Annotated in this window: 31 protein-coding genes; 16 read left to right on the top strand and 15 right to left on the bottom strand. The window is 61.8% G+C overall.

The genetic code is table 11. From position 1 onward, the window contains the following. The first annotated feature begins 19 nt into the window (after positions 1-19). The 13 genes from ACTG4K_RS06915 to ACTG4K_RS06855 all read left to right on the top strand — a co-directional run bounded on the left by ACTG4K_RS06915 (position 20) and on the right by ACTG4K_RS06855 (position 12,249). Positions 20-694 carry a YfgM family protein gene (locus ACTG4K_RS06915; RefSeq protein WP_439113446.1) on the top strand — a complete coding sequence of 225 codons (675 nt, stop codon included), beginning with the start codon at positions 20-22 and terminating at the stop codon, positions 692-694. 5 nt (positions 695-699) lie between these two features. After that, a complete protein-coding gene (gene bamB / locus ACTG4K_RS06910) occupies positions 700-1,842 on the top strand; it encodes an outer membrane protein assembly factor BamB (protein WP_439113592.1) in 1,143 nt (380 codons plus the stop codon). A 56-nt stretch (positions 1,843-1,898) separates the two neighbouring features. Beyond that, positions 1,899-3,233 carry a ribosome biogenesis GTPase Der gene (der, locus tag ACTG4K_RS06905; protein ID WP_439113445.1) on the top strand — a complete coding sequence of 445 codons (1,335 nt, stop codon included), beginning with the start codon at positions 1,899-1,901 and terminating at the stop codon, positions 3,231-3,233. A 67-nt stretch (positions 3,234-3,300) separates the two neighbouring features. Further along, on the top strand, positions 3,301-3,570 hold the full coding sequence (gene hfq / locus ACTG4K_RS06900; protein ID WP_439113444.1) for an RNA chaperone Hfq: 270 nt from the start codon (positions 3,301-3,303) through the stop codon (positions 3,568-3,570). A 69-nt stretch (positions 3,571-3,639) separates the two neighbouring features. Continuing rightward, a complete protein-coding gene (gene hflX, locus ACTG4K_RS06895; protein WP_439113591.1) occupies positions 3,640-4,830 on the top strand; it encodes a GTPase HflX in 1,191 nt (396 codons plus the stop codon). 100 nt (positions 4,831-4,930) lie between these two features. Beyond that, the gene (gene hflK / locus ACTG4K_RS06890) at positions 4,931-6,259 is read left to right on the top strand and encodes an FtsH protease activity modulator HflK (RefSeq protein ID WP_439113590.1); all 1,329 of its coding nucleotides are present in this window, start codon (positions 4,931-4,933) and stop codon (positions 6,257-6,259) included. A 38-nt stretch (positions 6,260-6,297) separates the two neighbouring features. Continuing rightward, on the top strand, positions 6,298-7,185 hold the full coding sequence (gene hflC / locus ACTG4K_RS06885; RefSeq protein WP_439113443.1) for a protease modulator HflC: 888 nt from the start codon (positions 6,298-6,300) through the stop codon (positions 7,183-7,185). After that, positions 7,185-7,382, top strand: a complete 198-nt coding sequence (locus ACTG4K_RS06880; RefSeq protein WP_439113442.1) for a DUF2065 domain-containing protein — start codon at positions 7,185-7,187, stop codon at positions 7,380-7,382. Before hflC ends, ACTG4K_RS06880 begins: the two co-directional genes overlap by 1 nt. Positions 7,383-7,510: 128 nt before the next feature. Continuing rightward, entirely contained in the window at positions 7,511-8,704 is a 1,194-nt protein-coding gene (locus tag ACTG4K_RS06875) for an ATP phosphoribosyltransferase regulatory subunit (RefSeq protein ID WP_439113441.1), read from the top strand. Beyond that, entirely contained in the window at positions 8,704-10,092 is a 1,389-nt protein-coding gene (locus ACTG4K_RS06870) for an adenylosuccinate synthase (RefSeq protein WP_439113589.1), read from the top strand. The genes ACTG4K_RS06875 and ACTG4K_RS06870 overlap by 1 nt, the downstream gene beginning before the upstream one ends. 58 nt (positions 10,093-10,150) lie before the next feature. Further along, complete coding sequence (locus ACTG4K_RS06865; RefSeq protein WP_439113440.1) at positions 10,151-10,675, top strand: phosphoribosyltransferase; 525 nt, start codon at positions 10,151-10,153, stop codon at positions 10,673-10,675. 121 nt (positions 10,676-10,796) lie between these two features. Beyond that, on the top strand, positions 10,797-11,990 hold the full coding sequence (locus tag ACTG4K_RS06860; RefSeq protein ID WP_439113439.1) for a PLP-dependent transferase: 1,194 nt from the start codon (positions 10,797-10,799) through the stop codon (positions 11,988-11,990). A gap of 61 nt (positions 11,991-12,051) precedes the next feature. After that, on the top strand, positions 12,052-12,249 hold the full coding sequence (locus ACTG4K_RS06855) for a hypothetical protein (RefSeq protein WP_439113438.1): 198 nt from the start codon (positions 12,052-12,054) through the stop codon (positions 12,247-12,249). Between the two features lie 36 nt (positions 12,250-12,285). On the opposite strand, the gene mnmH is transcribed toward ACTG4K_RS06855, so the two are convergent. Together mnmH and ACTG4K_RS06845 are read right to left on the bottom strand one after the other, a co-directional pair. Then, a complete protein-coding gene (gene mnmH, locus ACTG4K_RS06850; RefSeq protein WP_439113437.1) occupies positions 12,286-13,362 on the bottom strand; it encodes a tRNA 2-selenouridine(34) synthase MnmH in 1,077 nt (358 codons plus the stop codon). A 62-nt stretch (positions 13,363-13,424) separates the two neighbouring features. Beyond that, the gene (locus ACTG4K_RS06845) at positions 13,425-14,051 is read right to left on the bottom strand and encodes an arylesterase (protein WP_439113588.1); all 627 of its coding nucleotides are present in this window, start codon (positions 14,049-14,051) and stop codon (positions 13,425-13,427) included. Positions 14,052-14,112: 61 nt separating this feature from the next. Between ACTG4K_RS06845 and ACTG4K_RS06840 the strand changes: the two genes are divergently transcribed. From ACTG4K_RS06840 to ACTG4K_RS06830, 3 genes are read left to right on the top strand one after another with little or no spacing between them, the layout of a single operon-like run. Next, the gene (locus tag ACTG4K_RS06840) at positions 14,113-14,799 is read left to right on the top strand and encodes an ABC transporter ATP-binding protein (RefSeq protein WP_439113436.1); all 687 of its coding nucleotides are present in this window, start codon (positions 14,113-14,115) and stop codon (positions 14,797-14,799) included. A gap of 35 nt (positions 14,800-14,834) precedes the next feature. Further along, positions 14,835-15,578 (top strand): 23S rRNA (guanosine(2251)-2'-O)-methyltransferase RlmB, encoded by a 744-nt coding sequence (rlmB, locus tag ACTG4K_RS06835; RefSeq protein WP_439113435.1) that lies wholly within the window; start codon positions 14,835-14,837, stop codon positions 15,576-15,578. Between the two features lie 28 nt (positions 15,579-15,606). After that, complete coding sequence (locus ACTG4K_RS06830) at positions 15,607-15,951, top strand: hypothetical protein (RefSeq protein WP_439113434.1); 345 nt, start codon at positions 15,607-15,609, stop codon at positions 15,949-15,951. Between the two features lie 61 nt (positions 15,952-16,012). Here ACTG4K_RS06830 and ACTG4K_RS06825 read toward each other — a convergent pair whose 3' ends face one another. The 13 genes from ACTG4K_RS06825 to ACTG4K_RS06765 all read right to left on the bottom strand — a co-directional run bounded on the left by ACTG4K_RS06825 (position 16,013) and on the right by ACTG4K_RS06765 (position 26,287). Continuing rightward, positions 16,013-16,609: a chromate transporter gene (locus ACTG4K_RS06825; RefSeq protein WP_439113433.1), complete on the bottom strand. Its 597-nt coding sequence runs from the start codon at positions 16,607-16,609 to the stop codon at positions 16,013-16,015. Continuing rightward, positions 16,606-17,220 (bottom strand): chromate transporter, encoded by a 615-nt coding sequence (locus ACTG4K_RS06820; protein ID WP_439113432.1) that lies wholly within the window; start codon positions 17,218-17,220, stop codon positions 16,606-16,608. Before ACTG4K_RS06820 ends, ACTG4K_RS06825 begins: the two co-directional genes overlap by 4 nt. A gap of 93 nt (positions 17,221-17,313) precedes the next feature. Then, on the bottom strand, positions 17,314-18,057 hold the full coding sequence (fabG, locus tag ACTG4K_RS06815) for a 3-oxoacyl-ACP reductase FabG (protein WP_439113431.1): 744 nt from the start codon (positions 18,055-18,057) through the stop codon (positions 17,314-17,316). A 160-nt stretch (positions 18,058-18,217) separates the two neighbouring features. Continuing rightward, positions 18,218-18,880 (bottom strand): microcompartment protein, encoded by a 663-nt coding sequence (locus tag ACTG4K_RS06810; protein ID WP_439113430.1) that lies wholly within the window; start codon positions 18,878-18,880, stop codon positions 18,218-18,220. Positions 18,881-18,906: 26 nt separating this feature from the next. Further along, positions 18,907-19,179: a BMC domain-containing protein gene (locus ACTG4K_RS06805; protein WP_053168996.1), complete on the bottom strand. Its 273-nt coding sequence runs from the start codon at positions 19,177-19,179 to the stop codon at positions 18,907-18,909. Positions 19,180-19,278: 99 nt separating this feature from the next. Continuing rightward, positions 19,279-19,548, bottom strand: coding sequence for a EutN/CcmL family microcompartment protein (locus tag ACTG4K_RS06800; RefSeq protein ID WP_439113429.1), 270 nt, complete (start codon positions 19,546-19,548; stop codon positions 19,279-19,281). Beyond that, the gene (locus tag ACTG4K_RS06795) at positions 19,545-20,477 is read right to left on the bottom strand and encodes a nuclear transport factor 2 family protein (RefSeq protein ID WP_439113428.1); all 933 of its coding nucleotides are present in this window, start codon (positions 20,475-20,477) and stop codon (positions 19,545-19,547) included. Before ACTG4K_RS06795 ends, ACTG4K_RS06800 begins: the two co-directional genes overlap by 4 nt. Further along, complete coding sequence (locus ACTG4K_RS06790; protein WP_439113427.1) at positions 20,474-21,088, bottom strand: BMC domain-containing protein; 615 nt, start codon at positions 21,086-21,088, stop codon at positions 20,474-20,476. The genes ACTG4K_RS06795 and ACTG4K_RS06790 overlap by 4 nt, the downstream gene beginning before the upstream one ends. Before the next feature lie 9 nt (positions 21,089-21,097). Then, positions 21,098-22,594, bottom strand: coding sequence for an aldehyde dehydrogenase family protein (locus ACTG4K_RS06785; RefSeq protein ID WP_439113426.1), 1,497 nt, complete (start codon positions 22,592-22,594; stop codon positions 21,098-21,100). A gap of 19 nt (positions 22,595-22,613) precedes the next feature. Further along, positions 22,614-23,669: a TauD/TfdA dioxygenase family protein gene (locus ACTG4K_RS06780; RefSeq protein ID WP_439113425.1), complete on the bottom strand. Its 1,056-nt coding sequence runs from the start codon at positions 23,667-23,669 to the stop codon at positions 22,614-22,616. Positions 23,670-23,704: 35 nt separating this feature from the next. Continuing rightward, complete coding sequence (locus ACTG4K_RS06775) at positions 23,705-24,460, bottom strand: ABC transporter permease (protein ID WP_439113424.1); 756 nt, start codon at positions 24,458-24,460, stop codon at positions 23,705-23,707. Beyond that, a complete protein-coding gene (locus ACTG4K_RS06770; protein ID WP_439113423.1) occupies positions 24,450-25,232 on the bottom strand; it encodes an ABC transporter ATP-binding protein in 783 nt (260 codons plus the stop codon). Before ACTG4K_RS06770 ends, ACTG4K_RS06775 begins: the two co-directional genes overlap by 11 nt. 50 nt (positions 25,233-25,282) lie before the next feature. Then, complete coding sequence (locus ACTG4K_RS06765; protein ID WP_439113422.1) at positions 25,283-26,287, bottom strand: ABC transporter substrate-binding protein; 1,005 nt, start codon at positions 26,285-26,287, stop codon at positions 25,283-25,285. Positions 26,288-26,360 lie beyond the last annotated feature (73 nt).

Below are 26,360 nucleotides of genomic sequence, written 5' to 3'. Positions count from 1 at the left end.
TATTCACAGACAAGCACCCATGGCCAAACACCTCGACCTTGAAGAGCAGGAACAACTCGACCAGATCAAACACTTCTGGGCACAGTACGGCAACCTCATTACCTGGGTGTTGATCGCCGTGTTTGGCTCGATGGCTGCCTGGAACGGTTGGAATTACTGGCAACGCAGCCAGGCCACCAAGGCGGCTGCGTTGTACGACGAAATTGAGCGCGCAGCCGTGGCCAGCGATGCCGATCGCATGGAACGCGCGTTGTCCGATATGAAAAACAAGTTCGGCGGCACCACCTTTGCTGCGCAGGGTGGGCTGTTGGCCGGCAAGACGCTGTTTGAAGCCGGCAAGGCCGATGGCGCTCGAGCCGCGCTGACCTGGGTGGCCGAGAAAGCCTCTGACGACGCCTACCAAGCGGTGGCCCGTTTGCGCCTGGTGGGGTTGGACATCGAGGCCCAGGCTTTTGATCAGGCCCTCAAGACGCTGGAAGCGCCCGTGCCGAAGTCGTTTGAGCCTTTGGTGGCGGACCGACGGGGCGACGTGTTCATGGCCCAGGGCAAAACCGAAGAGGCCAAGGCGCAATACCAAGTTGCCTGGCGCGGCCTGAGCGACCGTGTGGAATACCGCCGACTGGTCGAGGTCAAACTGGCCTCGCTGGGCGTACCGGTGTCCAGCCTAGCCAACACGGCAGAGGTGGCACGGTGAACGCGTTGCGTGGGGTGCTTGGGTGGCTGAGCCGTTTGGCCTGGGTTGTCTCGGGTGGCGTGATCGCGTTGGCGCTCACGGCCTGTTCATCGGGCCCAGAGAAGCCCAAACCCGCCCAACTGGCGCCGGTGGCGGGCCTCATGGGCACCACGGTGGCTTGGTCTTCACAGGTGGGCGCGTCGCATGCCATGCTGGCGCCGCTTGCGGTGGCTGGCCGTGTGTTTGCAGCGGGCAGCGCAGGCACGGTGGTGGCGTTGGACGCCTTGACGGGCAAAGATATCTGGCGCCTGAATCTCGCGCAGTCCATCGCCGCAGGCGTTGGCTCCGACGGCGAGCTGGCCGCTGTAATTACGCAGGGCAACGACCTGGTGGCCATCCACGATGGCAAGGAAATCTGGCGGGTTCGTTTGCCTGCGCGCTCGTTCACGGCGCCACTGGTGGCCGGCAAGCGCGTGTTTGTGTTGACTGCCGACCGCACAGTTCGCGCTTTTGATGGCCAGACCGGCGCTCGCTTGTGGGTTCAGTCGCGTCCTGCTGAGCCGTTGGTGCTGAGCCAGTCCGGTGCTTTGCTTGCCGTGGGCGACTCTCTCGTGGCGGGTCTGGCGGGTCGCCTGGCGGGTTTGAATCCGCTCAACGGCGCCATCCGGTGGGACATCCCTGTGGCCACATCGCGTGGTACCAACGAGGTGGAACGTCTGGTGGATGTGGTGGGTCCGGTCAGCCGGGTCGGCAACAGTGTTTGTGCCCGTGCCTACTCGGCGGCGGTGACGTGTGTCGATGCTGGCCGCGGCACCGTGTCCTGGGCGCGGCCTGCGCAGGGAACCACTGGTTTGCATGGCGATGACCGCCTGGTCTTCGGCACCGAATCAGACGGGCGAGTGTTGGCTTGGCAGCGCACCAGCGGCGAACGCGGCTGGGAAGTTGAGCGTTTGAAATACCGTGGTCTGACCGCGCCCTTGGCCGTTGGCCGCGTGGTGGCGGTGGGCGATAGTTTGGGCCTCGTGCACTTGCTGTCGCGAGAAGATGGCTCCGAAATGACCCGCATGACTGCCGATGGCTCCGCCATTTTGGCGGCGCCTGTGTTGGCGGGTGACGCCTTGGTGGTGCAGACACGCAATGGCGGTGTCTTCGCTTGGCGTCCCCAATAACGATTTGATGACCGTGTGCATGTTGCGCACGGTGTCCTGAACGAAAGCTTTTTTCCGTGAAACCCGTCATCGCCCTGGTGGGACGCCCCAATGTGGGCAAGTCCACCCTGTTTAACCGCCTGACGAGTTCACGCGACGCCATCGTGGCCGACTTTGCCGGCCTGACCCGTGACCGCCACTATGGCAACGGTCGCATGGGTCCCAGTGAATACATCGTCATCGACACCGGAGGCTTTGAGCCCGATGCGAGTGAAGGCATTTATCGGGAAATGGCCAAGCAGACCCGACAGGCTGTGGCCGAGTCGGATGTGGTCATTTTTGTGGTGGACGCACGCGCTGGCATCAGCGCCCAGGACCACGAGATTGCGCAGTACCTGCGCCGTCTGGGCAAGCCCACGGTGTTAGTGGCCAACAAGGCGGAGGGCATGACCCAGGGCTTGCAGCTGGTTGAGTTCTTTGAATTGGGTCTGGGCGAAGTCATGCCCGTGTCGGGCGCCCACGGCCAGGGCATCCGGTCCATGCTGGAAAAGGCACTGGAAAGCATTCCGGGTTTCTCCACCGAAGATGAAGAGGATGAGCCGGGAGACCCGACGGTGATCCGTCTGGCGGTCGCTGGGCGCCCCAATGTGGGCAAGTCTACCCTGATCAACGCCTGGCTCGGTGAAGAGCGGCTGGTGGCATTCGACATGCCGGGCACCACCCGGGATGCCATTTCTGTCCCGTTTGAGCGCAACGGCCAGAAGTTTGAGTTGATCGACACGGCTGGCATTCGCCGCAAGGGTCGTGTGTTTGAAGCGATCGAAAAGTTCTCCGTCGTCAAAACGCTGCAGGCGATCGAAAACGCTCATGTGGTGTTGCTCCTGCTGGATGCCACCCAGGGCGTCACCGACCAGGACGCTCATATTGCAGGCTTCATTTTGGAAAGTGGCCGCGCGGTGGTGATCGCCATCAACAAATGGGATGCGGTGGATGCCTACCAGCGCGAACAGGTGGAGCGGCAAATCGAAACCCGCCTGGCTTTCCTGAAGTTTGCCTCGCTGCACCTGATCTCGGCCCAGAAGCGGCAGGGCCTTGCCCCGGTGTGGAAGTCGATCGGTCTGGCTCATGCCTCGGCCATGCGCAAGATGTCCACGCCGGTGCTGACCCGTCTGCTGTTGGAGGCTGTGTCTTTTCAGGCACCTCAGCGCGGTGGCATGTTCAGGCCCAAGCTGCGCTATGCGCACCAAGGGGGCATGAACCCGCCGGTGATCGTGATCCACGGTAACTCACTGGAACACGTGCCAGAGTCCTACAAGCGGTTCTTGGAAGGGCGCTTCCGCAAGGCTTTCGACTTGGTGGGTACGCCGCTGCGCATCGAATTCAAAACTTCAACCAATCCCTTTAAGGACTGAGGTGCGGACGGGTGCAAGCCATCCACCTTCCTGCAGTGTGGTAAGGTGCACGTCCTATCAACTTCATTTGAACACGGAGCATATCGTGAGCAATAACAAAGGCCAACTCTTGCAAGATCCCTTCCTGAACCAGCTTCGCCGGGAACACGTTCCTGTTTCGATCTACCTGGTCAACGGTATCAAACTGCAGGGTCAGATCGAATCTTTTGACCAGTACGTTGTGTTGCTGCGCAACACCGTGACCCAGATGGTCTATAAGCACGCCATTTCCACCATCGTTCCTGGTCGTCCTGTGCAGTTTTCTGCAGCCAGCCCGGACGAGCCCGCATCCACTTGAATCGGTCCCTGATGCCGTCGGACCTCATGCTGCGTATGGCTGCGGTTAAACGCTGCAGCTGCACTCAGCCTGACTGATTTGAATTCCTCCCTATCTGGTACTGTTGCACCCTCGGTCATTCTGGTGGGTGTCGACTTTGGTCTTCCCCATTTCGATGGCGGGCTGGAAGAGCTCGGTTTGCTGGCCCAAACGGCTGGCTACACCGTAGCCGAACGGGTCAGCTGCAAACGGCGTGCGCCCGACCCTGCGCTGTTCGTGGGTTCAGGCAAGGCCGATGAAATCAAGTTGCTGGCGCAGTCCACGGGTGCTTCTGAAGTGTTGTTTGATCAGGCTCTGAGCCCGGCACAGCAGCGCAACCTGGAGCGTCATTTGGGTATTCCGGTCAACGACCGGACGCTGCTCATTCTCGAAATCTTTGCTCAACGTGCTCGCAGCCACGAAGGTAAGTTGCAGGTCGAGCTCGCTCGCCTGCAGTACCTTTCCACCCGGCTGGTGCGCCGCTGGTCGCATCTGGAGCGCCAAAGCGGCGGTATTGGTATGCGCGGCGGCCCAGGTGAGAAGCAGATCGAGCTGGACCGCCGATTGATCAGCGAAGCCATCAAGCGGACCAAAGAGCGTCTGGGCAAGGTCAAGAAGCAGCGCGCTACCCAGCGACGTCAACGCGAACGCCGCGACGCGTTCAATATTTCTCTGGTGGGGTACACCAACGCAGGGAAGTCGTCGTTGTTCAATGGATTGGTCAAGGCGCGAGCCTACGCGGCAGACCAGTTGTTTGCCACGCTCGACACCACGACGCGCCAGCTTTACCTGGGTGAGGCCGGTCGTTCGGTCTCGTTGTCTGACACCGTGGGTTTTATTCGCGACTTGCCACACGGTTTGGTGGACGCGTTTGCCGCCACACTCCAAGAAGCTGTGGACGCCGATCTGTTGCTGCATGTGGTGGATGCGTCCAACCCTGCGCATCCTGAACAAATTGCCTCTGTGATGGGTGTGCTGAAAGACATCGGCGCGGACCATATTCCGCAGGTTTTGGTGTTCAACAAGCTCGACGCCATGGATGCTGCAACGATTCCCTCTGTTTTGGTGGATTTGATGGAACTGGACGGGCAGTCGGTGCCTCGTATCTATGTGAGTGCTCGCAGCGGAGAGGGTCTTGCCGAATTGCGTGGCATGCTGGCCGAGCGGGTGCTTTCTCAGGTCGTCGACATGCACCCTGAGGTGCAAGGGTCGTCTGACGGAGTCGAAAATTCGCTGCCCTGATTGGGCACAATGTGGTGATTTTGTTTCGTATAAAAGTTGGCAACACATGGACGTGAACCTGAATAACTCTTCTCGCGATTTGGGCAACAGCGGTGGCCTGATGGGTTCTGGCCGCAAGAGCATGCGCGCGGTGCTCGGTATGTTCAATTTGAACGATCCGCGTTGGGGCCGTGGTGACGGCGATGGCGGCGCTCCAAAGGACCCTGAAGCGGGCCGAGAAGATGATGGGCGTCAGCCGCCGCGTGAGCAGAGGCCTAACCGAGGTCAGGGACCTAACCAGGGTCCACCAGATCTTGACGACTTGTGGCGCGACTTCAACCGCAAACTTGGTGGTTTGTTGGGTGGCAAGGGCGGTGGCAGTGGCTCTGGTGGTGGTGTGCCGGGTTTCAACCCAAGTCCCAAGAGCACCGGCATCGGGGTTGGCTTGGTGGCGGGTGTTGCCGCGCTGGTGTGGCTGGGCACCGGCTTCTTCATTGTGCAAGAAGGTCAGCAGGCCGTCATCACCCAGTTTGGGAAGTATCACAGCTCGGTGGGCGCAGGTTTTAACTGGCGCTTGCCCTACCCGATACAGCGCCACGAGACGGTGTTTGTGACACAAATTCGCTCTGTCGACGTGGGTCGTGACACCGTGTTGCCGGCAACTGGTCTGCGCGATTCGGCGATGCTGACGATTGATCAAAACATTGTCGAGATCAAGTTCGCGGTGCAGTACCGCCTGAACGATGCCCGTGCCTTCCTTTTCGAAAGCCGAGACCCTGACGCCTCGGTGGTGAAAGCGGCCGAGACGGCTGTTCGCGAAGTCATTGGCAAAATGCGGATGGATGCTGCTCTGGCCGAAGAGCGTGACCAAATTGCTCCCCGTGTTCGGGTGCTGATGCAGACCATTCTGGACCGTTACAAGGTCGGCATTGAAGTGGTGGGTATCAACCTGCAGCAAGGCGGTGTGCGCCCGCCAGAGCAGGTGCAGGCTTCCTTTGACGATGTGCTGAAAGCGGGACAAGAGCGCGAGCGGGCCAAGAACGAAGCCGAGGCTTATGCCAATGACGTTGTGCCACGTGCCCGGGGTGCCGCATCGCGCTTGACGGAAGAAGCCGAAGGTTACCGCGCACGTATCGTGGCGCAGGCAGAAGGTGATTCACAACGCTTCCGTTCGGTGCTCGCCGAGTACCAGAAGGCGCCTCAGGTCACCCGTGAGCGTATGTACACGGACACCATGCAGGAAATTTATTCCAACGTTACCAAGGTGTTGGTGGATACAAAGGCGGGCTCCAACTTGCTGTATTTGCCGCTGGACAAGATCATGCAGATGACCGCTCAGACGTCGCCATCGGGTAGCGCCGCACCGACCTCATCGGTTCCGCTGATCAACAGCCCCGCACCCATCCCAAGCACCAACGCTGCGCGCTCGCGTGAGCGTGAAAGTCGCTAAGTCAAGACGTTTACCCAAGCGACAAGAGAGCAAGCACCATGAACAAACTTGGTTTTTTCATTACTTCTGTGGTGGTGGCTTTAGCCATCGCCAGTTCCATGCTGTTCGTTGTGGACCAACGTCAATTCGGTGTGGTCTTTCAACTCGGCCAAATCAAACAGGTCGTGACCGAGCCAGGTCTCAACTTCAAGCTGCCGCCCCCATTTCAAAATGTGTCGTACATCGACAAGCGCTTGTTGACGCTGGAAAGCACCGACACCGAGCCATCGCTGACCGCTGAGAAGCAGCGCGTGGTGATTGATTGGTACGTGCGCTGGCGCATCAGCGACCCGCAGGCCTATATCCGCAACGTCGGTATCAATGAGAGCGCCGGCGCTTTGCAGCTCAATCGGGTGGTGCGCAACTCGTTCCAGGAAGAGGTCAATAAGCGAACCCTGAACGAATTGCTTTCGACCCGCCGTGAACAACTCATGGACGACGTCAAGCGGGAGGTGCTGAACGCCGTGAGGAGCGCTGACAAGCCGTGGGGTATGGACGTTGTTGACGTGCGTATCACGCGTGTGGACTATGCTGAAAGCATCACCGCATCGGTCTACCAGCGGATGGAAGCCGAGCGCAAACGGGTGGCCAATGAGCTGCGTTCGACGGGCTTTGCTGAGGGCGAAAAGATTCGCGCCGATGCCGATCGCCAGCGCGAAGTCATCGTTTCCGAGGCTTACCGTGCTGCCCAACTCATCAAGGGTGAGGGCGATGCCAAGGCGGCCGCTTCTTTCGCCGATGCCTTTGGTCGTGACCCCGCTTTTGCCCAGTTTTACCGCAGCCTGGACGCGTACAAATCGAGCTTTGCCGGCAAGTCAGACGTGATGGTTATCGATCCATCGTCTGAATTCTTCAAGGGTATGCGCGGCAGTAACCTGGCCCGCTGATGACTTGGCCACCGTCGGAGGCGCTCTGGCTGGCGGTGGCGCTGGTGCTCATTTTTGAAGGCTTGCTGCCCCTGGTCGCACCATCCGTATGGCGCCGCGCATTCGGTGAAATGCTGAAGCTTCGAGACGGGCAGCTCAGATTTTTCGGCCTGATGACGCTCGGTAGTGGCCTGCTGCTGGGCTGGTTGCTGGCCTAATCAACCCCTTCAAACATCGAGGCGTTTCTGCCTCAGTTTCGTGATTTGCCATCGTCCGGCCGTCTCTCGCCGGGAAGGGCCTTGCGGGGCCGGTAAAATCACGGTTTTAACAGTTCCTGAAAATGCCCATGTCTGCCTGGGTCCTCCCGGATCACATTGCCGATGTCTTGCCTTCCGAGGCCCGCCACATCGAAGAACTCCGCCGGGGTTTATTGGACACAGCACGTGGCTATGGCTACGAGTTGGTCCTGCCGCCGCTGCTTGAGCACCTGGAATCGCTGCTCACGGGCACCGGTGAAGCGCTCGACTTACAAACCTTCAAACTGGTTGATCAGTTGTCGGGCCGCACGCTGGGTTTGCGCGCTGACAGCACACCACAAGTGGCTCGTATTGATGCACACCTGCTCAACCGCCAAGGCGTTGCGCGTCTGAGCTATTGCGGACCGGTGGTGCACACACGCATCGACCGCCCGCTTGCCAGCCGCGAACCTTTGCAGTTTGGTGCAGAAATCTATGGACATGCGGGGCTTGAGGCCGATCTGGAGGTCATCGAGTTGGCGCAGTCCTGCCTTCAAGCTGCTGGCGTCAGCCCATTGCAGCTGGACATGGCGGACGTGCGGGTGATTGACGCCGTGTTGTCTCCAGTGCAGTTGGGTGCTGCCAAGGTGTTGCAAATCCACGCTGCGCTGGCCGCCAAAGATGTGGCGGAGCTGGATGCGCTGTCCCGCGATCTGCCACCCGCCGTGCGCCGCGACTTGTGCGCGCTGCCGCGCCTGTTTGGCGATGTAGCCGTGCTGGATGAGGCCCGGCAGGTGCTCCAGCCCTCTGCCGAACTGCATGCAGCGCTCGACAATTTGCGCTGGCTCGCTTCGCATGCCCATGGGCTCAATGTGTCCATCGACCTCGCCGACTTGCGTGGCTATGCCTATTACACCGGCATGCGTTTTGCCTTGTTTGCTGCGGGTCAGCAGGGCCGTGCCGGGCAATCGGTCGAACTCGCCCGGGGTGGTCGGTACGACGAAGTAGGCGCTGTTTTTGGGCGCAAGCGCCCGGCTGTGGGCTTCAGTCTGGACGTGAAAGAATTGGTGTCGGCGGTATCGCCGCGCGCCTTGGTGGCGGCCATTCGTGCACCCTGGGGTATGGATGCCGGTTTGCGCGAGGCGGTCGCTGCGTTGCGCGCGCAGGGTCAAACCGTGGTGTGCGTCCTGCCTGGCCACGAACAAGAAGTCGATGAATTTCACTGCGACCGCGAGTTGGTGAAAGAGCCTGCTCGTGCTAACGCATGGACCGTCCGGAACATTCAAATGGAAACCCGCAAATGATGAAAAGCAGCAACAGCGCCGCCGTACCTGGGCGCAACGTGGTCGTGGTTGGCACCCAATGGGGTGACGAGGGCAAGGGCAAGCTGGTGGACTGGCTGACCGAAACCGCGCAAGGTGTGGTTCGCTTTCAGGGCGGCCACAACGCAGGCCACACCCTGGTGATCAATGGTGTAAAGACCGCTTTGCACCTGATTCCCAGCGGCATCATGCGCGCTGGTGTCAAGTGCTATATCGGCAACGGTGTGGTGTTGTCGGTGGGCAAGCTGTTTGAGGAGATTGCCGGGCTTGAGAAAGCCGGTGTCGAAGTGCGTTCGCGTTTGCGCGTGAGCGAAGCATGTCCGTTGATCTTGCCTTTCCATGCCGCTATCGACATTGCGCGCGAAGCCGCCAAGGAGAAGGCTGGAACAGCCAAAATTGGTACCACGGGCCGAGGCATTGGCCCGGCCTACGAAGACAAGATTGCCCGCCGTGCGCTGCGCGTGCAAGACTTGAAATACCCTGAGCGTTTTGCCACCAAGCTGAGTGAACTGCTCGACTTGCACAACCATCTGTTGACCACTTACCTGGGTTCTGCGGGCATGCATTGGGACGAAAAAATTGCTGCCTATATGAAGGATGGCGAGATTCAGTTCGATGCGGTGTATGCCGAAGCCATGGCCCAGGCCGAACTGCTCAAGCCCATGATTGCGGACGTGTCCCGCGAGCTGAACGAAGCCCACCAGGCTGGCGTCAACTTGCTGTTTGAAGGTGCCCAGGGCACCTTGCTCGACATCGACCATGGCACCTACCCGTTTGTGACGTCCAGCAACTGTGTGGCGGGCAACGCCGCCGCCGGCGCCGGCGTGGGTCCGGGTCTCCTGCACTATGTGCTGGGTATCACCAAAGCCTACTGCACCCGTGTGGGGGGCGGCCCGTTCCCGACCGAGCTGGAGTGGGACAAAGAAGGCACGCCCGGCTGGCACATGGCCACTGTGGGGGCTGAAAAGGGCACCACCACTGGCCGTGCGCGACGCTGTGGATGGTTTGACGCCGCATTGCTCAAACGCTCTGCGCAAGTCAACGGGCTGACGGGCTTGTGTATCACCAAGCTGGATGTGTTGGACGGCCTGACCGAGTTGAAGCTGTGTACCGGATACGAGCTGGACGGTGAGACCATCGACATTTTGCCCATGGGCGCTGACGAAATTGCACGGTGTACCCCCATTTACGAGACGCTACCAGGCTGGACGGACTCCTCGGTGGGCGTCACACAGTACGAAAAACTGCCCGTCAACGCTCAGCGCTATCTGGACCGGATTCAGGAAACCACGGGTGTTCCCATCCATGTGGTGTCCACCAGCCCTGACCGCGATCACACGATTTTGATTCGCCACCCTTACCACGCCTGATGGCTGCTGGCAGCCGTTTCGTGCAAAATCCAAAACCACCATCCCACCCGGAGCTTGCATGCTGACCGAAGACGGAAAACACCTCTACGTTTCCTACGACGAATACCACAACCTGATCGAGAAACTCGCACTCAAGGTGTACCAGTCGGGTTGGGAATTTGACACCATTCTGTGTCTGGCGCGGGGTGGCATGCGCCCTGGCGATATCCTTTCACGGATTTTTGACAAGCCACTGGCCATCATGTCCACCAGCTCCTACCGCGCCGAAGCGGGCAAGGTGCAGGGTGATTTGGACATTGCGCGCTACATCACCACGCCCAAAGGCGAAATCGCGGGCAAAGTGCTGCTGGTGGACGACTTGGCTGATTCCGGTCATACGCTCAAGGCGGTGATGGGGCTGTTAAAGAATAACTACGCTCCCATCACAGAGTTGCGCAGCGCCGTGATATGGACCAAGGAGCTGTCCACCTTTACGCCGGATTATTCGGTGGAGTATTTGCCCACGAACCCGTGGATTCACCAGCCCTTTGAAAGCTACGACAGCATGCGCCCAGCGCAGTTGCTGGAGAAGTGGAAGCTTTGAAAACGCAGCTGCTGCGGCGTTTTGGTCTGGCGCACAGCCTGACGGTTGGCTGGTGCGTTGGGTTGGCAGCTTCAACGACGTGTCCCCCGCTGTGTGGCGGTGAGCCATTCGTGTGCCGTTCATGACCCAACTTTCGACCCAGCTGATTCACCACCCCTACCGCGCGCCAGAAGGGTTTGAGGCGGTGGCGCCCGGTGTGCACAAGGCTTCCACGGTCATTTTTCCCAAGGTGCAAGCCTTGCGCACCCAGGAATGGAAAGACAAGAGCGGCTACACCTACGGGCTGCATGGCACGCCCACCACCTTCGTCCTGGAAGAGCGGATCGCTACCCTGGAAGGTGGTCGGTTCTGTGCGCTGGTGCCCAGCGGTCTTTCGGCGGTGGCGTTGGTGGACATGGCTTTTTTGCGCCTGGGTGACGAGCTGCTGATTCCCGACAACGCCTATGGCCCCAACAAGTCCTTTGCCCATGTGGAGCTGGCCGCCTGGGGTATCACGCACCGATATTACGACCCGCAAAACCCATCTGACCTGGCCGCCAAAATCGGTCCGGCCACACGGCTTGTCTGGTTGGAGGCTGCTGGCTCCATCACGCTCGAATACCCCGACCTCCCTGCGCTGGTGGCTGTGGTGCAGCAAGCCAATGCAGCTCGCCAAGGCACGACCCGTGGCGTGCTGACCGTGCTGGACAACACCTGGGGTGCCGGCATCGCCTTCAACGCATTTGACATGGGTGTCGACGTGTCGATGCAGGCGCTGACCAAATACCCCAGTGGCGGCGCCGACGTGCTGATGGGCTCGGTGGTGACCCGTGACGAAAGCCTGCACCAGCAGGTGCTGATGACGCACATGCGCCTGGGCTTGGGTGTGAGCGGCAACGACACCGAGCTCGTCCTGCGCGGCTTGAGCACCATGGCACTGCGGTACGCCGCACAAGATGCCGCCACGCGCGCGCTGGCCAGTTGGATGCAAGGTCAGTCCGGCGTAGCGCAGGTGTTGCATCCAGCCTTGCCAGGTTCGCCCGGTCACGGGGTGTGGCAGCGCGATGCCAAGGCCGCCGCCTGCCTGTTTAGTGTGGTTTTTGAGTCCGGCATTGCACAGCGCCAGATTGATGCGTTTTGCGACAGCCTGCGTTTGTTCAAGCTCGGCTGGAGCTGGGCTGGCCCCATCAGCCTGTGTGCACCTTACGATGTGCCGTCCATCCGCACCGCGCCTTGGCCGCATGCGGGCGGTCTGGTACGCTTTGCCGTCGGTCTGGAAGCCGTGTGCGATCTGCAGGCCGATCTGGCCCAGGCGCTGCCCGCTTTGTTTGCCTGACCCGTTTTCTGCATCTATTTTCTGAACTCCACCCTCTTAACCACCGACAAGAAAGACTGCTTTGGCCACTCCCAATTACGGATACGAAAAACGCCAGCGCGAACTCGCCAAGAAAAAGAAGAAAGAGGAGAAACTGAAGGCGAAGGCTGCCGGCAAGCGTTACGACGATCCCGATGCGCCTGAAGGCCAGCCGGCCGATGACGCTGACACCAACGACGCCGCAGCCGCCAGTGGTGAGGGGCCCTCCCACCCCGCTTGAGCCTGCTGAGTTGGCCGACGGTACAGCGACAGGTCCCTACGCGGTTGTCGCCACGGCCTCGCTAGCCATGAGCTGGCGCGCAGCTTCTGCCAGTGATTGGGGGGAGCGGTTGGGCAATTGGCATGGTAGAGCTTGCCCGAACTGGCTGAAATTGCGCTCGATCGATTGCGCGTACATCGGGTCGTAGTGCTGGGTCAGCAGTTCCAGCACCACATCGGGCGTCTGCCCCTGTTGCACCCGGTCTATCCAGCCGCCCACCACCGCCTTGCCGCGCAGCTCGGTCAGGGCTTCCAGGCGGCGGCAAAAGTGTTCACTGTCCGTCACAAAAAAATCGTAGTCTTCCAGCAGCAGCGCCACGCGCTCGGCGTCTGACAATTGCAAGTCGATGCAAGGGCTTTGGCGCATGGCGTCGATCAGCGCGTCCGGCACGCGCACATTGCCCACCTTTTTGCTTTCACTCTCCACGTACACCGGGCGCGCTGGGTCCAACTGCCGCAGTGCGTCCCAGATCAGGCTGTCAAAACGTTTCTGGCTGGGTTGCTCCACGCCTGGGATGTGGCCCAGCACCGAGCTGCGGTGGTTGGCCAGGGCTTCCAGGTCGAGCACCTGGGCGCCCTGGGTGGCCAGAGCGTGCAGCAGACGCGTTTTGCCGCTGCCGGTGGGGCCACACACCACGCGGTAGTGCAGGCGCTGGGCCAGGCGGGGAATGTCGTCTACCAGCGCAGCGCGCCAGGCCTTGTAGCCACCTTCGATCAGGGTCACATGAAAGCCGATGGCACCCAGAATGGTGGCCAGCGCGCCGCTGCGATTGCCTCCACGCCAGCAATACACCAGCGGCTTCCACTGGCGGGGTTTATCGAGCACATCGCGCTCAATGTGGGCAGCAATGTTACGCGCCGACAGCGCTGCGCCGCGTTTCTTGGCCTCAAAGGCGTTGACCTGCTTGTACATCGTCCCGATGGTGATGCGCTCTGCGTTGTCCAGCGTGGGCCAGTTGATGGCGCCGGGCACGTGGTCGAGGGCGTATTCGTCTTCGGTCCGGGCGTCGATGATGGTGTCGAAATCGGCGAGGCGCGTCAGGGCGTCGCAGGCGGGCAGTGTTTGAACGGGCATGCTGGATTATCGCGGCTGACCGTCAGCCCAGCCGCCCCCGGTGTCAGGACAATACAGGGGGATCACCGGGGCAGCAGTTTGCGCAGCGCTGGCCACACGTTGTCGCGCATGATGGGTTGCGCGGCTTCGTTGGGGTGGATGCGGTCAGCCTGAAACAGCTGGGTCGGGTCTTTCAGGTCACCCACGCCTTTCAGGAAAAAGGGCACCAGCGCGGCTTTTTCGGTCTGTGCAACGCCTGAGAAAACCTCCCGGAATTCCTGGCCGTATTTGGCGCCGTAGTTGGGCGGCATTTCCATGCCCAGCAACAGCACGCGTGCACCCGCCTCGCGCGAGATACGGGCCATGTGGGCCAGGTTGTCACGCGTCATGCTCAGTGGCAGTCCGCGCAAAGCGTCGTTACCGCCCAGCTCAATCACCACCACGGCGGGTTTGTGTTGTTTCAAAAGGGCGGGCAAGCGGGAGCGCCCACCCGAGGTGGTGTCGCCGCTGATGCTGGCGTTGACGATCTGTGCACGCACTTTTTCTTTGCCCAGTTGCTGTTCCAGCAGGGCGACCCAGCCGGTGCCGCGCTTGAGTCCGTATTCGGCGCTGAGCGAATCACCGACCACGAGAACGAGGGGGTCGGAAGGCGATTTGGCGCCCGCCGGCTGTGCCGCAGACTGCGCCAGGGCGGTGCCTGAAAACCCCATTGAGGAGGCCAGCAGGGCCAGCGCGTTAAAGTGACGTCGATTCAACTTGAAAAGTCCTTCCATGCCCGATGTGATGATTGCTGTACAGCACGTGTTCAAGTCGGTGACCGACTCCACGGGGTCCTTGACGATTTTGCGCGATATTGACTTCTCCCTGAACAAAGGGGAAACCGCCGCCATTGTGGGCGCGTCCGGTTCCGGCAAGAGCACGTTGCTGTCCATCATTGCGGGTTTGGACACGCCCAGCAGCGGCACAGTTCACATTGATGGTGTCGATTTGTTTGCCATGAACGAAGACCAGCGTGCCGCGCTGCGGGCGCAAAAAGTCGGGTTTGTGTTTCAGAGCTTTCAGCTGCTGGGCAATTTGACCGCCCTGGAAAACGTGATGCTGCCGCTGGAACTGGCGGGACGGCGCGACGCACGCGCCACCGCTGCGGCGATGCTGCAGCGCGTGGGCTTGGGCGAGCGGCTGGGAAGCTACCCCAAGGTGCTTTCGGGCGGGGAACAGCAGCGTGTGGCGCTGGCCCGGGCTTTTGTGGTGAAGCCCGCCGTGTTGCTGGCCGACGAACCCACCGGTAGCCTGGACTTTGCCACCGGCGGCAAGATCATGGAGTTGATGTTTGAGCTCAACCGCGAACTGGGCACCACACTGGTGCTGGTGACGCATGACCGCGCCATTGCTCAGCGCTGCGAGCACCGCATCACGATCGAAGCTGGGCAGGTGCTAGCCGAAGCCGTGGTGGACTGAACGGCTTGCTGCACTGGGGCGGCGATAATCGCCCCATGTCTTCACACAAAGTGCTTTTCGGCTTTCACGCCGTGGGTGTGCGTCTCAAAACCGCACCCAATTCCGTCGTTGAAATTTATTACGAACCGACGCGGCGCGACATGCGCATGCGCCAGTTTCTGGACCGTGCCCGCGAGGCCGGGGTGCGGCTGATCGAGGCCGACGGCCTGCGCCTGGCCAAGCTCGCTGGCAGCCACGGCCACCAAGGTGTGGCCGCGCGTGTGGAGGCGCTGGCTCAGGTCCATTCGCTGGATGAGTTGCTGGAAAAACTGGAAGCCGAGGGCACGGTGCCGTTGCTCTTGGTGCTTGACGGGATCACCGATCCGCACAACCTCGGCGCCTGTTTGCGTGTGGCCGATGGCGCGGGTGCTCACGCTGTGATCGCACCCAAAGACCACGCGGCCGGCATCAACGCCACCGTGGCCAAGGTGGCCAGTGGTGCGGCAGAGACCATGCCGTACTTCATGGTGACCAACCTGGCGCGCACCCTGAACGAGCTCAAGGAACGCAACATCTGGATCATTGGTACCAGCGACGATGCACCCAAGACGCTGTACCAGGTGGAGCTGAAAGGCCCCACCGCCCTGGTGCTGGGTGCCGAGGGCGAGGGCATGCGCCAGCTCACCCGCAAAACCTGCGACGAGCTGGTGAGCATTCCGATGCACGGCGCGGTGGAGAGCCTGAACGTGTCGGTGGCCAGCGGGGTGTGCCTTTACGAAGCGCTCCGCCAGCGCACCTGAGCCTGGCATGCTTTACCGGATGAGAACCATGCAACATTCCTGGATGCGCTTGCTGGCGCTTGGACTGATCACTGCATTGCTGGCCGCTTGCACCCAAGAACAGCAAAACAAGCTGGGCCGCGAAATTCAAAATTGGACCGGTGCCAACGGCGTGCTGGAGGTGTATGCCGGTGACAAACTGGTCCGTCGCTTCCTGAAGATTGACAAGATCAGCACCGCGCTGGGCACCGACGACGGCAAGCCCCGTGCTTACCGGTTTGGCTATGGCGTGCTGGACGAAAACCTGAACATGGTGTCCGACCCCGGTGAAAAGAAGGTGTATTTCGAGATCAGCGATTACACCAACGCGGTGTTTTTTGAAAACCCGCGCTGATCTGGCCCGCCGGTTGCACGCGGGCTGTGTAACCCATCCGTGCCCCCTGCTTTGGGGTGGCTCAAACCCAGCCCAGAGCCCCCAGCAAACCACCTGCTCCAATTAGCCACAGCAAGTGAACTTGGGTACGCCACACCAGCAGCGTGGCCACAGCGGTGAGCAGCCACAGCGGCCAGTCTCGGGCGGGGTGGTCGTGTGAGCCGGTCAGCAGCCAGCCGGTGGCGATCAGCAATGCGATGACGATGGGCGCCATGCCGGTTTTGAAGGCACGCACGGCGCGCACGTCGCGGTTGCGGTGAGCCCAGCGTGTGGCGGTGTAAGTCAACACCGAAGACGGCAGCATGATGGCCACCATGGTCACCAGCACGCCCAACAGCGCCAGTGCCCAGGCCACAGCACCTCCGCCCGGGCCCCCGCCCGCGTTGAGTCCCACATTCCACCCCAGCAGGGCCACGAACAGCACATTGGGCCCCGGTGCGGCTTGGGACAGGGCGATGGAAGAGCTGAACTGGTCGTCGCTCAGCCAGCCGTTTTGGTGCACCAGGTAGCGGTGCATGTCGGGCGCGGTGGTGATGGCACCGCCCACGGCCAGCAACGACAGCGAGGCGAAATGGCCGAACAGCTCCACCCAGTTGGCCAGTGTGGGCGCCATGCTCATGGTCGGTTTGCCCTGTGGATATGCACGGCCCCCAGCACCCGGTAGGCCCACAGGCAAGCGCCCCCGCCAATGCCCAGCAACACCCACAGCAGGGGCCAGCGCAGCAGCGCGATGGCCACAAACGTGAGTGCTGCCAACACGGTGCACAGGCCCATGCCCATGGCGTTTTTGTCCAGTGCCCCGATGAGCTTGATGCCGGTGGCCGTGATCAGGCCCGCCGCCACGGCGCCCATGCCGCGCAGTGCGTTTTGCGCCGCCGCAGTCTCGGCCACGCTGCCATAAAGGGCCGCAAGCACCAGCACCACCACCAGCGGCGCGGCCAGCATACCCGCTAGCGCCACCAGTGCGCCCGGCAGCCCAAAGTAGCGCCCGCCGATCATCAGCGACAGATTGACCACGTTTGGGCCCGGCATGATCTGGGCCACGGCCCAGTCTTCAATGAACTGTTCGCGCGTCATCCAGCGCTTTTTTTCCACCAGCTCACGCTGCACCACCGCCAGCACCCCACCAAAGCCTTGCAGCGCCAGCCAGGTAAATGAGAGAAAAAGGTCGGTTTTTGAGTGGGGTTGGTTGGGGGCCATGGGGGCGGTGGCCTGAGGCGGTTTGAGCATGGGGGGATTATCGACGGCCAAGTCACCAGGCGGTTGTTCCCATCACCGAAAGCACGGCCCCACAGCGTGCACCTGTTTTTCGACGCCGGACCACTAAACCGACATGCCGCCCGACACTTCAATCACCGCGCCGTTGATGTAGCTGGCCTCGTCGCTGGCTAGAAAGGCGTAGACGTTGGCAATCTCTTCGGGCTGGCCCAGGCGGCGCAGCGGCACGCGGTGCTCCATCTCGCTGATGACCTTTTCAGGGATGGTGCTGAGGATGGGCGTGGCGATGAAGCCAGGCGCCACAGCGTTCACGCGCACGCCCTTGGGGCCGAGCTCGCGGCTCCAGGTTTTGGTGAAGCCAATCACGCCGAACTTGGTGGCCGCGTAGTTGGTTTGGCCAAAATTGCCGTAGATGCCGACCACGCTGGACGCGTTCAGGATCACGCCGGCACCTTGCGCGGTCATGCAGTCGGCTACGGCCTGGGCGCAGTGGAACACGCCGCGCAGGTTGACATCAATCACCCGGTCAAACTGCTCCAGGGTCATTTTTTGCAGGCGCGCGTCTTGGGTGATGCCCGCGTTGTTGACCAGCACGTCGATGCGGCCGAAGCGCTCCAGCACCTGCGCCACCACGGCGTCGACCATCTCGCGCTGCGTCACATCCATCACAAACCCCTGCGCCTGTGCCCCGAATTCTTCGCATTGCTTCACGGCCTCGTCTACGGCCGCTTGCTTCACGTCACAGACGATGACGACGGCGCCTTCGCGGGCAAATTTGAGGGCGGTGGCCAGGCCAATGCCCTGCGCTGCGCCGGTGATGAGGCTGATTTTTCCGTCGAGTCGTTTCATGGTGGTTTCCCGTGCAGACAAACTGTTGAAGCAGCAGATTGTGCGGGAAGGCCCAGGGGGCCCTGGACGGTTGGCTGTCGCATCGGTTCAGTGCTGTGCCACCCGGACAACGCCACCGGGCGCCCCCGCAGGCCGCACCCGGTGGCGTTGTAAGGCCGTGTCAGCGGCCTGGGATACCGGCCAGCAGCTTCTCGACGTGGTTTTTGGCCATGGTCAAGGAAGCCATGCTGCCGCTGAGGTACATACGGCCGCTGGCACCGATCATGCTGCACTCGACCAGCGTTACGTCGGGTGCAATTTTCTCGGCTTCGTTGGCCATGTGGGCGCCAAACAAGGCCGGGGCCACTTCCATGAGCAAGAGGTTTTGCCCGGGCAGCACCATGCTGGCCTGGCGCGTCCGGTTCATCAGCACGGCGTGCTGATCGGTCACGTCTTCCAGAATGTCGCTGTAAAGCAGTTGAGGGCGCAATTGGTCTTCGGCCTTGGCGCCCATCCAGTCCAGGATGACCTGGCCCGCACGCTCCAGGGCCGCTCCATCGTTGCTGTGCAATTCCAGCACGCCAAACTGCCGCTCGACAGCGAGGATGCCGGGTTCCAGGCTGGGTTCGGCCTTCAGCGCCAGGTCAATCACCCGCTGGATGGACAGACCGGGGGCGATTTCCACCAGCAGCGAATGGGTGCCTTGCATCGCCACGTAGCCGCGAGCGCCCAGGGGCGAACTCATCCACGACGAAAACTGGCGTTGCAGGTCGGTGAGCGTCAGGTAGACCCGAAGCTCGGCCGCCGGTTTGGCGGGTGCAGCGGCTTTTTTGCTTGTGGCCATGCAGCTTCCTTGTGGAGGTTCGCGGGTCAGTTGCCGTCAAAGGCTTTTTGCACGTCGGCGTGCGGACGCGGAATGACGTGGCAGGACACCACTTCACCAATGGCGCCAGCGGCTTCTGCGCCAGCTTCGGTGGCAGCTTTCACGGCACCTACGTCGCCCGAGACGATGATGGCAACGAGACCACCACCGACTTCTTTTTTGCCAACGATGTTGACGTTGGCGGCTTTGACCATCGCATCCGCAGCAGCGAAAGCAGCAACATAACCTTTGGTTTCGATCATTCCGATGGCTTGTGACATATGAGTCTCCTTGAGGGTTGAAAAGGAACAGGTGGAAGAAAAGGGACGAGGAAAAGGTGAGGGAAAGGCTTGCGTGTGTGTTGTGTGTGTTGTGGCCGGTCAGCGCATGGGCGTGGGGGTGTCGTAACCGTCGAGCGAGGCGATGATCAGCGCGTCGGCTACCACGCGCGGGTGGGCCGGCGCGAACCACCAGGCTGCCGGCGCGCCGATGGTGATCATCACGCGCTCGCCAATGCCGCAGCCCATCGGGTCGTAGCACACGACCACGTCTTTGGGGTAGTCCAGTTGCACTTCCAGCAACGCGCCAGCGGGCAACTCGGGCAGGCGTTTGCTGGCCACAATGCGGCCAATGACGGTTCCTGTTTTCATGGTGCAGCTCCTCGGTCAATGGTGATGCCGCGCTTGCGCAGGGCTTCTTTGCCCAAGGGGGTCAAGACCGCCTTGGGGTGTATGCGCACGGTTTTCACACCGGCGTCCAGCGTCTTGAGCAATTTTTCGCCGATCACGCCTTTGAGCTCCAGCACGGCCCCGGCCACTTGCTGCGGGTGTCCATCACCGTGCGTGTCGTTGCAGTCGCAGGCCTTGCCTTCTTTGCATGAAGGGCAGCAGGCAGCCGGGTCGATGGCGGTGGTGGCGGCCATGGCCGACGCGCCAGTGGCAGCCACGGTCTTCACGGCCGCTTCGTCCACCCGCAAGTCGAAGCGCAGCAAACCGGTTTGCGCCGCTTGCAGCAAAGCCGGGCTGGCGGCCAGGCGTTTGAACAACTCGGTCAGCGCAGCCGCGTGCTCCGCCGTGCCCACGCGCAAGGGCACCACCACGCCAGCCGCCGCTGGGTGGGCGGTTGCTGGGGGTGCAAGCCTGGGCGCACCAACTTGCTTCCAGTACGCGTCTTTGCGGGCAATCAGGCCATCGCGGATCTGGTAGACGTCGGTGCCGTCAAATGTGCCCATTTGGCCACCGGGCAGCGGCACGCTGACCTGGTAGGTCTGCACCACCGTCTGGCCCAGCACCTGCATGTGCGAATCAGAAAATTTCGGGCTGCCAGAGCTGGCAAAGCGTTCTTGCAAAAATGCCTGGCAGGCCTCGCGTCCGCGCAGGACGCGGGCGTCGGGCAGACTCCACACCACATCGGACGCAAAGCAGGCCACGATGGCCTCGGCGCTCGCGGCTTCGTAACCGGCTTCAAAGCGCCGCATCAGGGTGGCCACCATGTGGTCGGCGGCGGGCGTGCCTGGTGGTGTGCTCAACGCAGTGCGCAGCTGTGCCCGAATCTGCGCACGCAGGGCCTCGGTGCTCATGCGGCACCCCCAGCATCGCGGATCACCGCCTCGGCCACGGCAGCAGCAGCCCGCACGTCCGACGCGTTGCCGGATAAATACAGCCGCCCCGCAGGCCCCATGAAGCGGCAATCAATCAGCTTCACGTTCGCCGACTTTTCAGCCTCGTTGGCCACCAGCAGCGCGTAGGAAGAGGTGGTCATCTCCATGATGTAGAGCGACTCGCCGGGCAACAACATGCTGCCGGACTTGCTGCGGTTGATCAAAAACGCGTGGTAACCGTCAACCCGGTCGATCACCTTGGACGCCAGGATTTCGGGCTTGAGCACGTTTTTTTCGCTCACGCCCATGGCGTCGAGCACGGCAGCGCCAGCCGACTTGACCGACGACGCCGACTGGCCATGGAACTCCAGGTAACCAAACTGGCGCTCCACCACCAGGTTGCCGGGCTTGACGTTGTCGTGCTTGAGCGCGATATCGGTCAGCCATTCGATGTCCATGCCGGGTGCCACTTCGATCACCATGGCGGCGTCGTTGTGTCGGGGCAGAAAACCGCGTGCGGTGGAGCCCAGCAGGCACATGAGTTGTGGCTGCAAGCGGTCCAGAAAAATGTAGCTGCGCAAGGTGGACATGGCGTGTTCTCAGCGAAGGTGTTCGAGTTCTTCCTGCACGATGCGCAGGACCATGGCCTGGAGCTCAGGCGTGAGGTTGGTGAGCGGGACAGTGGTGGAAGAGGGCGGTGCGGCCACTGTGGTCATGGCGCCGGCCCAGCCCCCGGGCAGTGGAAACGCCACCCGCTTCCAGTTCACCAGCAGCTCTGGCCCGACGTTGCCGTCCACCGAGCTTTTGCCCGCGTAACCCGTGCCGATGGTGAAGGTGTAGGGCAGGCCGGTGTTGGCGCCGGTGCTGTCGTGCACGGTGCTGCCATTGACGACGACGCGGTAGTAGTCAAGTGCCGCGCCCCAGTACACCGCTTGTTCGGGCGATGCCGAATGGATGCCCGAGGTGTGCCCCGCACCGCTGTGTTGCAGCATCCACTGGGCGACGCCAATGGCCTGCTTGACGTCGTCCACGACCACGCAGGCCAGGATGGGTGAGAGTTTTTCGCGCAGCAGCACGTGGCCAGCGTGCGGGCTCGTAACCGGGCAGACCAATGCCTCGCAATCGGTGGGCACCTGCACACCGGCGGCCTGCGCAATTTCGTGGGCGGGGCGGCCCACCACCTTGCCGTTGAACTTGCCGCCCGGAAAGGCGTATTGCTGGATCTGCAGGGCCTCTTGCTCGGTGCAGATGTGTGCGCCCTGGCGCGCCAGGGCTTGCTGCATCTGTGGCGCAATGCTGGCGTGCAGCATCAACACCGAGGGGGCCGAACAGGGGCTGCCGTGGTCGAAGTTTTTGGCGGTGACGATGAGCGGTGCAGCGGCCTCCAGGTCGGCATTGGCATCCACGTAAATCGGCACATTGCCCGAACCCACGCCAATGGCGGGGTTGCCCGAGCTGTAGGCCGCACGCACCATGGGTGTACCGCCGGTGGCCAGAATCACGTCGGTACGCGGGTCTCGCATGAGTGCGCTGGTGGCCTCCACCGTGGGGCGGGTCAAAATTTGAAGTGTGTGGGCCGGGCCGCCGGCTTGCACAATCGCCGCTTGCAGCTCGCGCACCACTTCGCTACAGCAGCCCAGCGCCACCGGGTGTGGCGAAATGACCAGCGCGTTGCGGGTCATCAGACACATGATGGTCTTGAAAATGATGGTGGCCACGGGTGAGGTGGAGTTGGACAAACCGACCACCACACCGGCAGGGCGGCCAATCTCAACCAGGCGCAAGGCGTCGTTGCGGCGCACGCCGCCCAAGGCCACGTTGTCCCAGGCGCTGGGGGTGAGCGTGCAGGCGAGCTGGTTTTTGGCAATCTTGTCTGCCACTTTGCCAATGCGACTTTCGCGCACGGCCCACTCGGCATAAAACGCGGCACGCGGCAGCAAGGCGGCGGCCACCTGTTTGGCCACACGCTTGGCTTCTTCGGGTGTCCAGCCTGCGAGCATGGCCGCGGCCTGACGGGCATGGCCCAGCAAGTCCCGGGCCTCCTGCAAGGCGGCCAGGTCGTGGTCGGCCAGATCGGTGGATCGGATGGAGCTCATGGGGTGGTGCGGCTCGGGTTCAGCCGCGCTGGGCTGCTGTGGCCACCGCGTTCAGGTCCACGCCTTCCAGGGCGCTGAAGATGGCTTCCACAGCCTGCTGCTCACGGGGGTTGGCCGCTTGCATGCGGGTGGTGTCGAGCAGCTGGCGCATCACCGAAGGCTGACTGTTGGCTGCGGGCGCGCTGGCGCCGGGGTTCAGCGTGGGCACAAAACTGCCGCAGGTCATGCGCTGGCCCGCACGGTAGTGCGGCGCGTAGTCGAACACGGCGTAATGCTGCGTGGCGCAGTTGTCCCACATGGCGATGGAATCTTTTTCCCAGCGGAAGCGCACCATGAATTCGGGCTTTTTGACCCACTCGTAGAGCATGCTCAACACGGCTTCCGACAGGTCCATGTGCATGCCCAGCAGGCGCTTGGTCCAGATCGAGTTGACAAACAAAATCTTGCGACCGGTGTAGGGGTGCGTGATCACGGCCGGGTGCGTCACCGTGGGCGTGTTTTCAATCATCTTGCACTCTTGCTCGCTGGCCGTGACCAGCATGCCGCTCTTGGCCGTCGCACGCTTGGCAAAGCGCTCGCTCGCGTTGATCCGACGGAAATGCCAGGGCAGGTCGTGGTCGGCCTGCAAGCCTTCCAGCATCTGCTGCAAACCGGGGTTCAGCGCGTCATAGGCTGCGCCGGCATGCATCCACATGGTGTCACCGCCCGAGGGGGGCAGGTCGGTGATACGCAAGATGGACACCATGTTGGGCTTCTTGCGGAAGGTCACGTCGGTGTGCCAGCGATCGGTTTCCGGGGCATCGTTGCCCTGGTTCGAGATCAGCTGGATCTGAGGGTGGCCCTCTATGTGCGGGAAGAACTCGTGTTGCTCCATCTCGCCAAAATTCCGGCCCAGGCGGATGTAGGCTTCGGGCTTCAGGGCCTGCTTGCGGAAGAACACCACGCCGTACTGCCACAGCGCTTGCTTGATTTCTTCGTAGACGTCTTCTGAGCGGGTGTTGTTCAAGTCAACACCGCTGATCATGCCGCCGATGGTGGGCGTCATGGGGTCGACCTGGATGTGCCGGAAGTTCATGCTTGTATCTCCTTGATGTGTGAAATCAGCCTGGCTTACTGCCAGTGCAGCAAACGTTTCTCGATCCAGGTCATGGTGCGCACCACCGCCACACCCAGCAGGGCCAGCACCAGCAACAGCGCCATCACGCCATTGACTTCAAAGGTGGAGCCCAGGTAGGCCAGTGACTGGCCGAGGCCCTTTTCCGACGCAATGATTTCGGCCCCGATCACACCCAGCAAGGCGTAGATCAGGCCCAGGCGCAGACCCGAAAAAATGACCGGCACTGCGCCAGGCAGCGTGACCTGGAAGAACGTGGTCACGGCGCTGGCTCCCAGCGTCTTGCACAGCGTCACATGGTCTTGGCTCACGCCGCGAATGCCGGCCACCGTGCTGGAGAGCACGATGAAGAACGTGAGGCTGCAACCCACTGCGATCTTGGAGCCCAGACCCAGGCCAAACCACAAAATGAACAGCGGTGCCAGTGCGATGCGGGGCATCACGTTCATGGCGTTCAGGTAAGGATCGAGAAACTTTTCGACCTGCGGGAAGGCCACGAAAAGCAAGCCCACGGCCATGGCCGCGGTGCTGCCCAGGACGAACGAAATCAGCGTGCCGGCCATCGTCCAGCCCATGTCGGTCCAGAGCTTGCCGGTGGCGATGTTCTCCCACAGAAACTTGAGCACCCCGCTGGGTTGGCCGACAAAAGTGGGGTTGAGCCAGCCCTTGACGGTGAACCATTCGCCCAGCGCCATCAGCGCGGCAATGAACACTATGTGGGCTGCGCCCCAGCGCACGGTTTCAGCCTTCATGTTTGCTCCAGCCAGATTCCAGGTGGGACCAGAGCTGCGCATACAGCTCATGGAAGTGCGGGTCTTTTTGCAGTTCGCGGATCGAACGCGGGCGGGGCAGGTCGATGGCGATGTCTGCCACGATGCGGCCTGGACGCGAGGTCATGACCACCACCCGGTCTGACACGGCCACGGCTTCCGATAGGTCGTGCGTGACGAACAGCACCGACTGCTGGTGCTGTTGGCACAGCCTCAGCAGCAGGTCTTCGAGCTGCAGCTTGGTCTGTGCATCGAGCGCGCCAAAGGGCTCATCCATGAGCAGCAGTGGCGAGCCCATGGCAAAGGTGCGCGCCAGGGCCACGCGCTGGCGCATGCCATGCGACAAGGCCTTGGGCAAGGCTTTCTCGAAACCGGCCAGCCCCACTTCCTGCAACATGCTGCGGGCGCGTTCCTCAGCCTGGGCACGTGGCACGCCGCGCACTTCCATGCCAAACATGGCGTTGCCCAGTGCCGTCTTCCAGGGCAGCAGGCTGTCGCGAGCCAGCATGTAGCCCACCTGAGGATTGCCCTGGCGCGGCGCCTGGCCACCCACTTGCAGGGAACCCTTGCCCGTGTGCGGCACGAGGCCAGCAGCCAGGTTCAGCAGCGTGGTTTTGCCACAGCCGCTGGGACCGACCAAAGAAACAAACTCGCCTTGGCGAACGTGCAGTGAGACATCTGACAGCACCTGATTGGTGCCATCAAAGCTCAGGTGCACGCCGTCGGCAGCGATGGCCAGGGAGGTTGCGCTCAATTCAGGTGCTCCGCTCATGCAGTCGTTCGTTGTGGCTGTGTGTTGAGCGGTCAGCGCAGTTGCAATACCTTGCTGGTGTCGAAGTTCTTGTCGATCTGCTTGGTGTTGTGCAGGTAATCTGCAGCGTGCTGCAGGGCCTTGGTGTCCAGTGAGAAACGCACGCCGCTGATCGAATTGCGCAACGAGGCTTCAATGGCTGCAGCCCCGGCAGGGCCGTCGATCTTGAAGGTGTCGTTGACGACCTTGAGCACGGCGGCAAAGTTGGCCGGGTTCTGGGCGAAGGTTTCCGCCTCGCGCATGGCTTTGGCAAACGCGTCGAGCGTGGAGCCTTTCTTTTGTGCAAAGTCGCCGCGCACCGTCATTGGGCCGGAGGCGCCGTTGAGGTTGGTGATCGCGTCGGGACCTTCGCCTTTGCGTGGATCCACGATCACACGGCACACCTTCATGGCCGCGCAGAAGCCGTCCATCGGGGCGAACAGCATCACCGCGTCAATCTGTTTGTTGGCGATGGCGGGCAAGGCGGTGTTGGGTGCGCCCACCGGCACGATGGTGACGTCGTTGCCCGAGAGGCCTGCGCCTTTGAGCATGTCGAGCAACTGGAATTCAGCGCCGGAGCCGCGGGCTGTCACGCCTATTTTTTTGCCCTTCAGGTCGGCCATCACAGCGGGGTAGCCTTTGGCGGCGTTGGGCGTTTCGGTGTGGACACCGGCCATCAAAAAGAAGATGTTGTCGCGCGCCGCGTTGCCAATGATCTTCAGATCGGCGCCCTTGTTGGCTGCCTGGATCACCACCTCGGCAGGGCCAAACGCAATGTCAATGTCGCCTGCCATCAGGGTCTGAACGCCCAGTGGGCCGGAAGGAATGGTTTTCAGTTCGCACTTGAGGCCGTGCTTTTCGCAGTAGCCGTTGGCAGCCGCGATGCGAACAATCACGTTGCCCAGGCCGGGGTAGTCCTGGATGCGCAAGGTTTCGGTTTGAGCCATGGCGCTGGCGCTCAACGTCAGTGCAACAGCGCCCAGCGTGGTGCGAAGGAATCCAAATGTTGAAATCGTCATGTCGTCTCCAATGCGTTGGTGGTGGTGGCTTGATCTGCGTCAAGCTCTGTGAAATGGATTAAATTCCGCAACC

The organism is Hydrogenophaga sp. (assembly GCF_965657535.1).
Taxonomy (GTDB): Bacteria; Pseudomonadota; Gammaproteobacteria; order Burkholderiales; family Burkholderiaceae_C; genus Hydrogenophaga.
The sequence above is the reverse complement of the archived record's forward strand: the minus strand, read 5'-3'. Positions and strand labels throughout refer to the sequence as shown.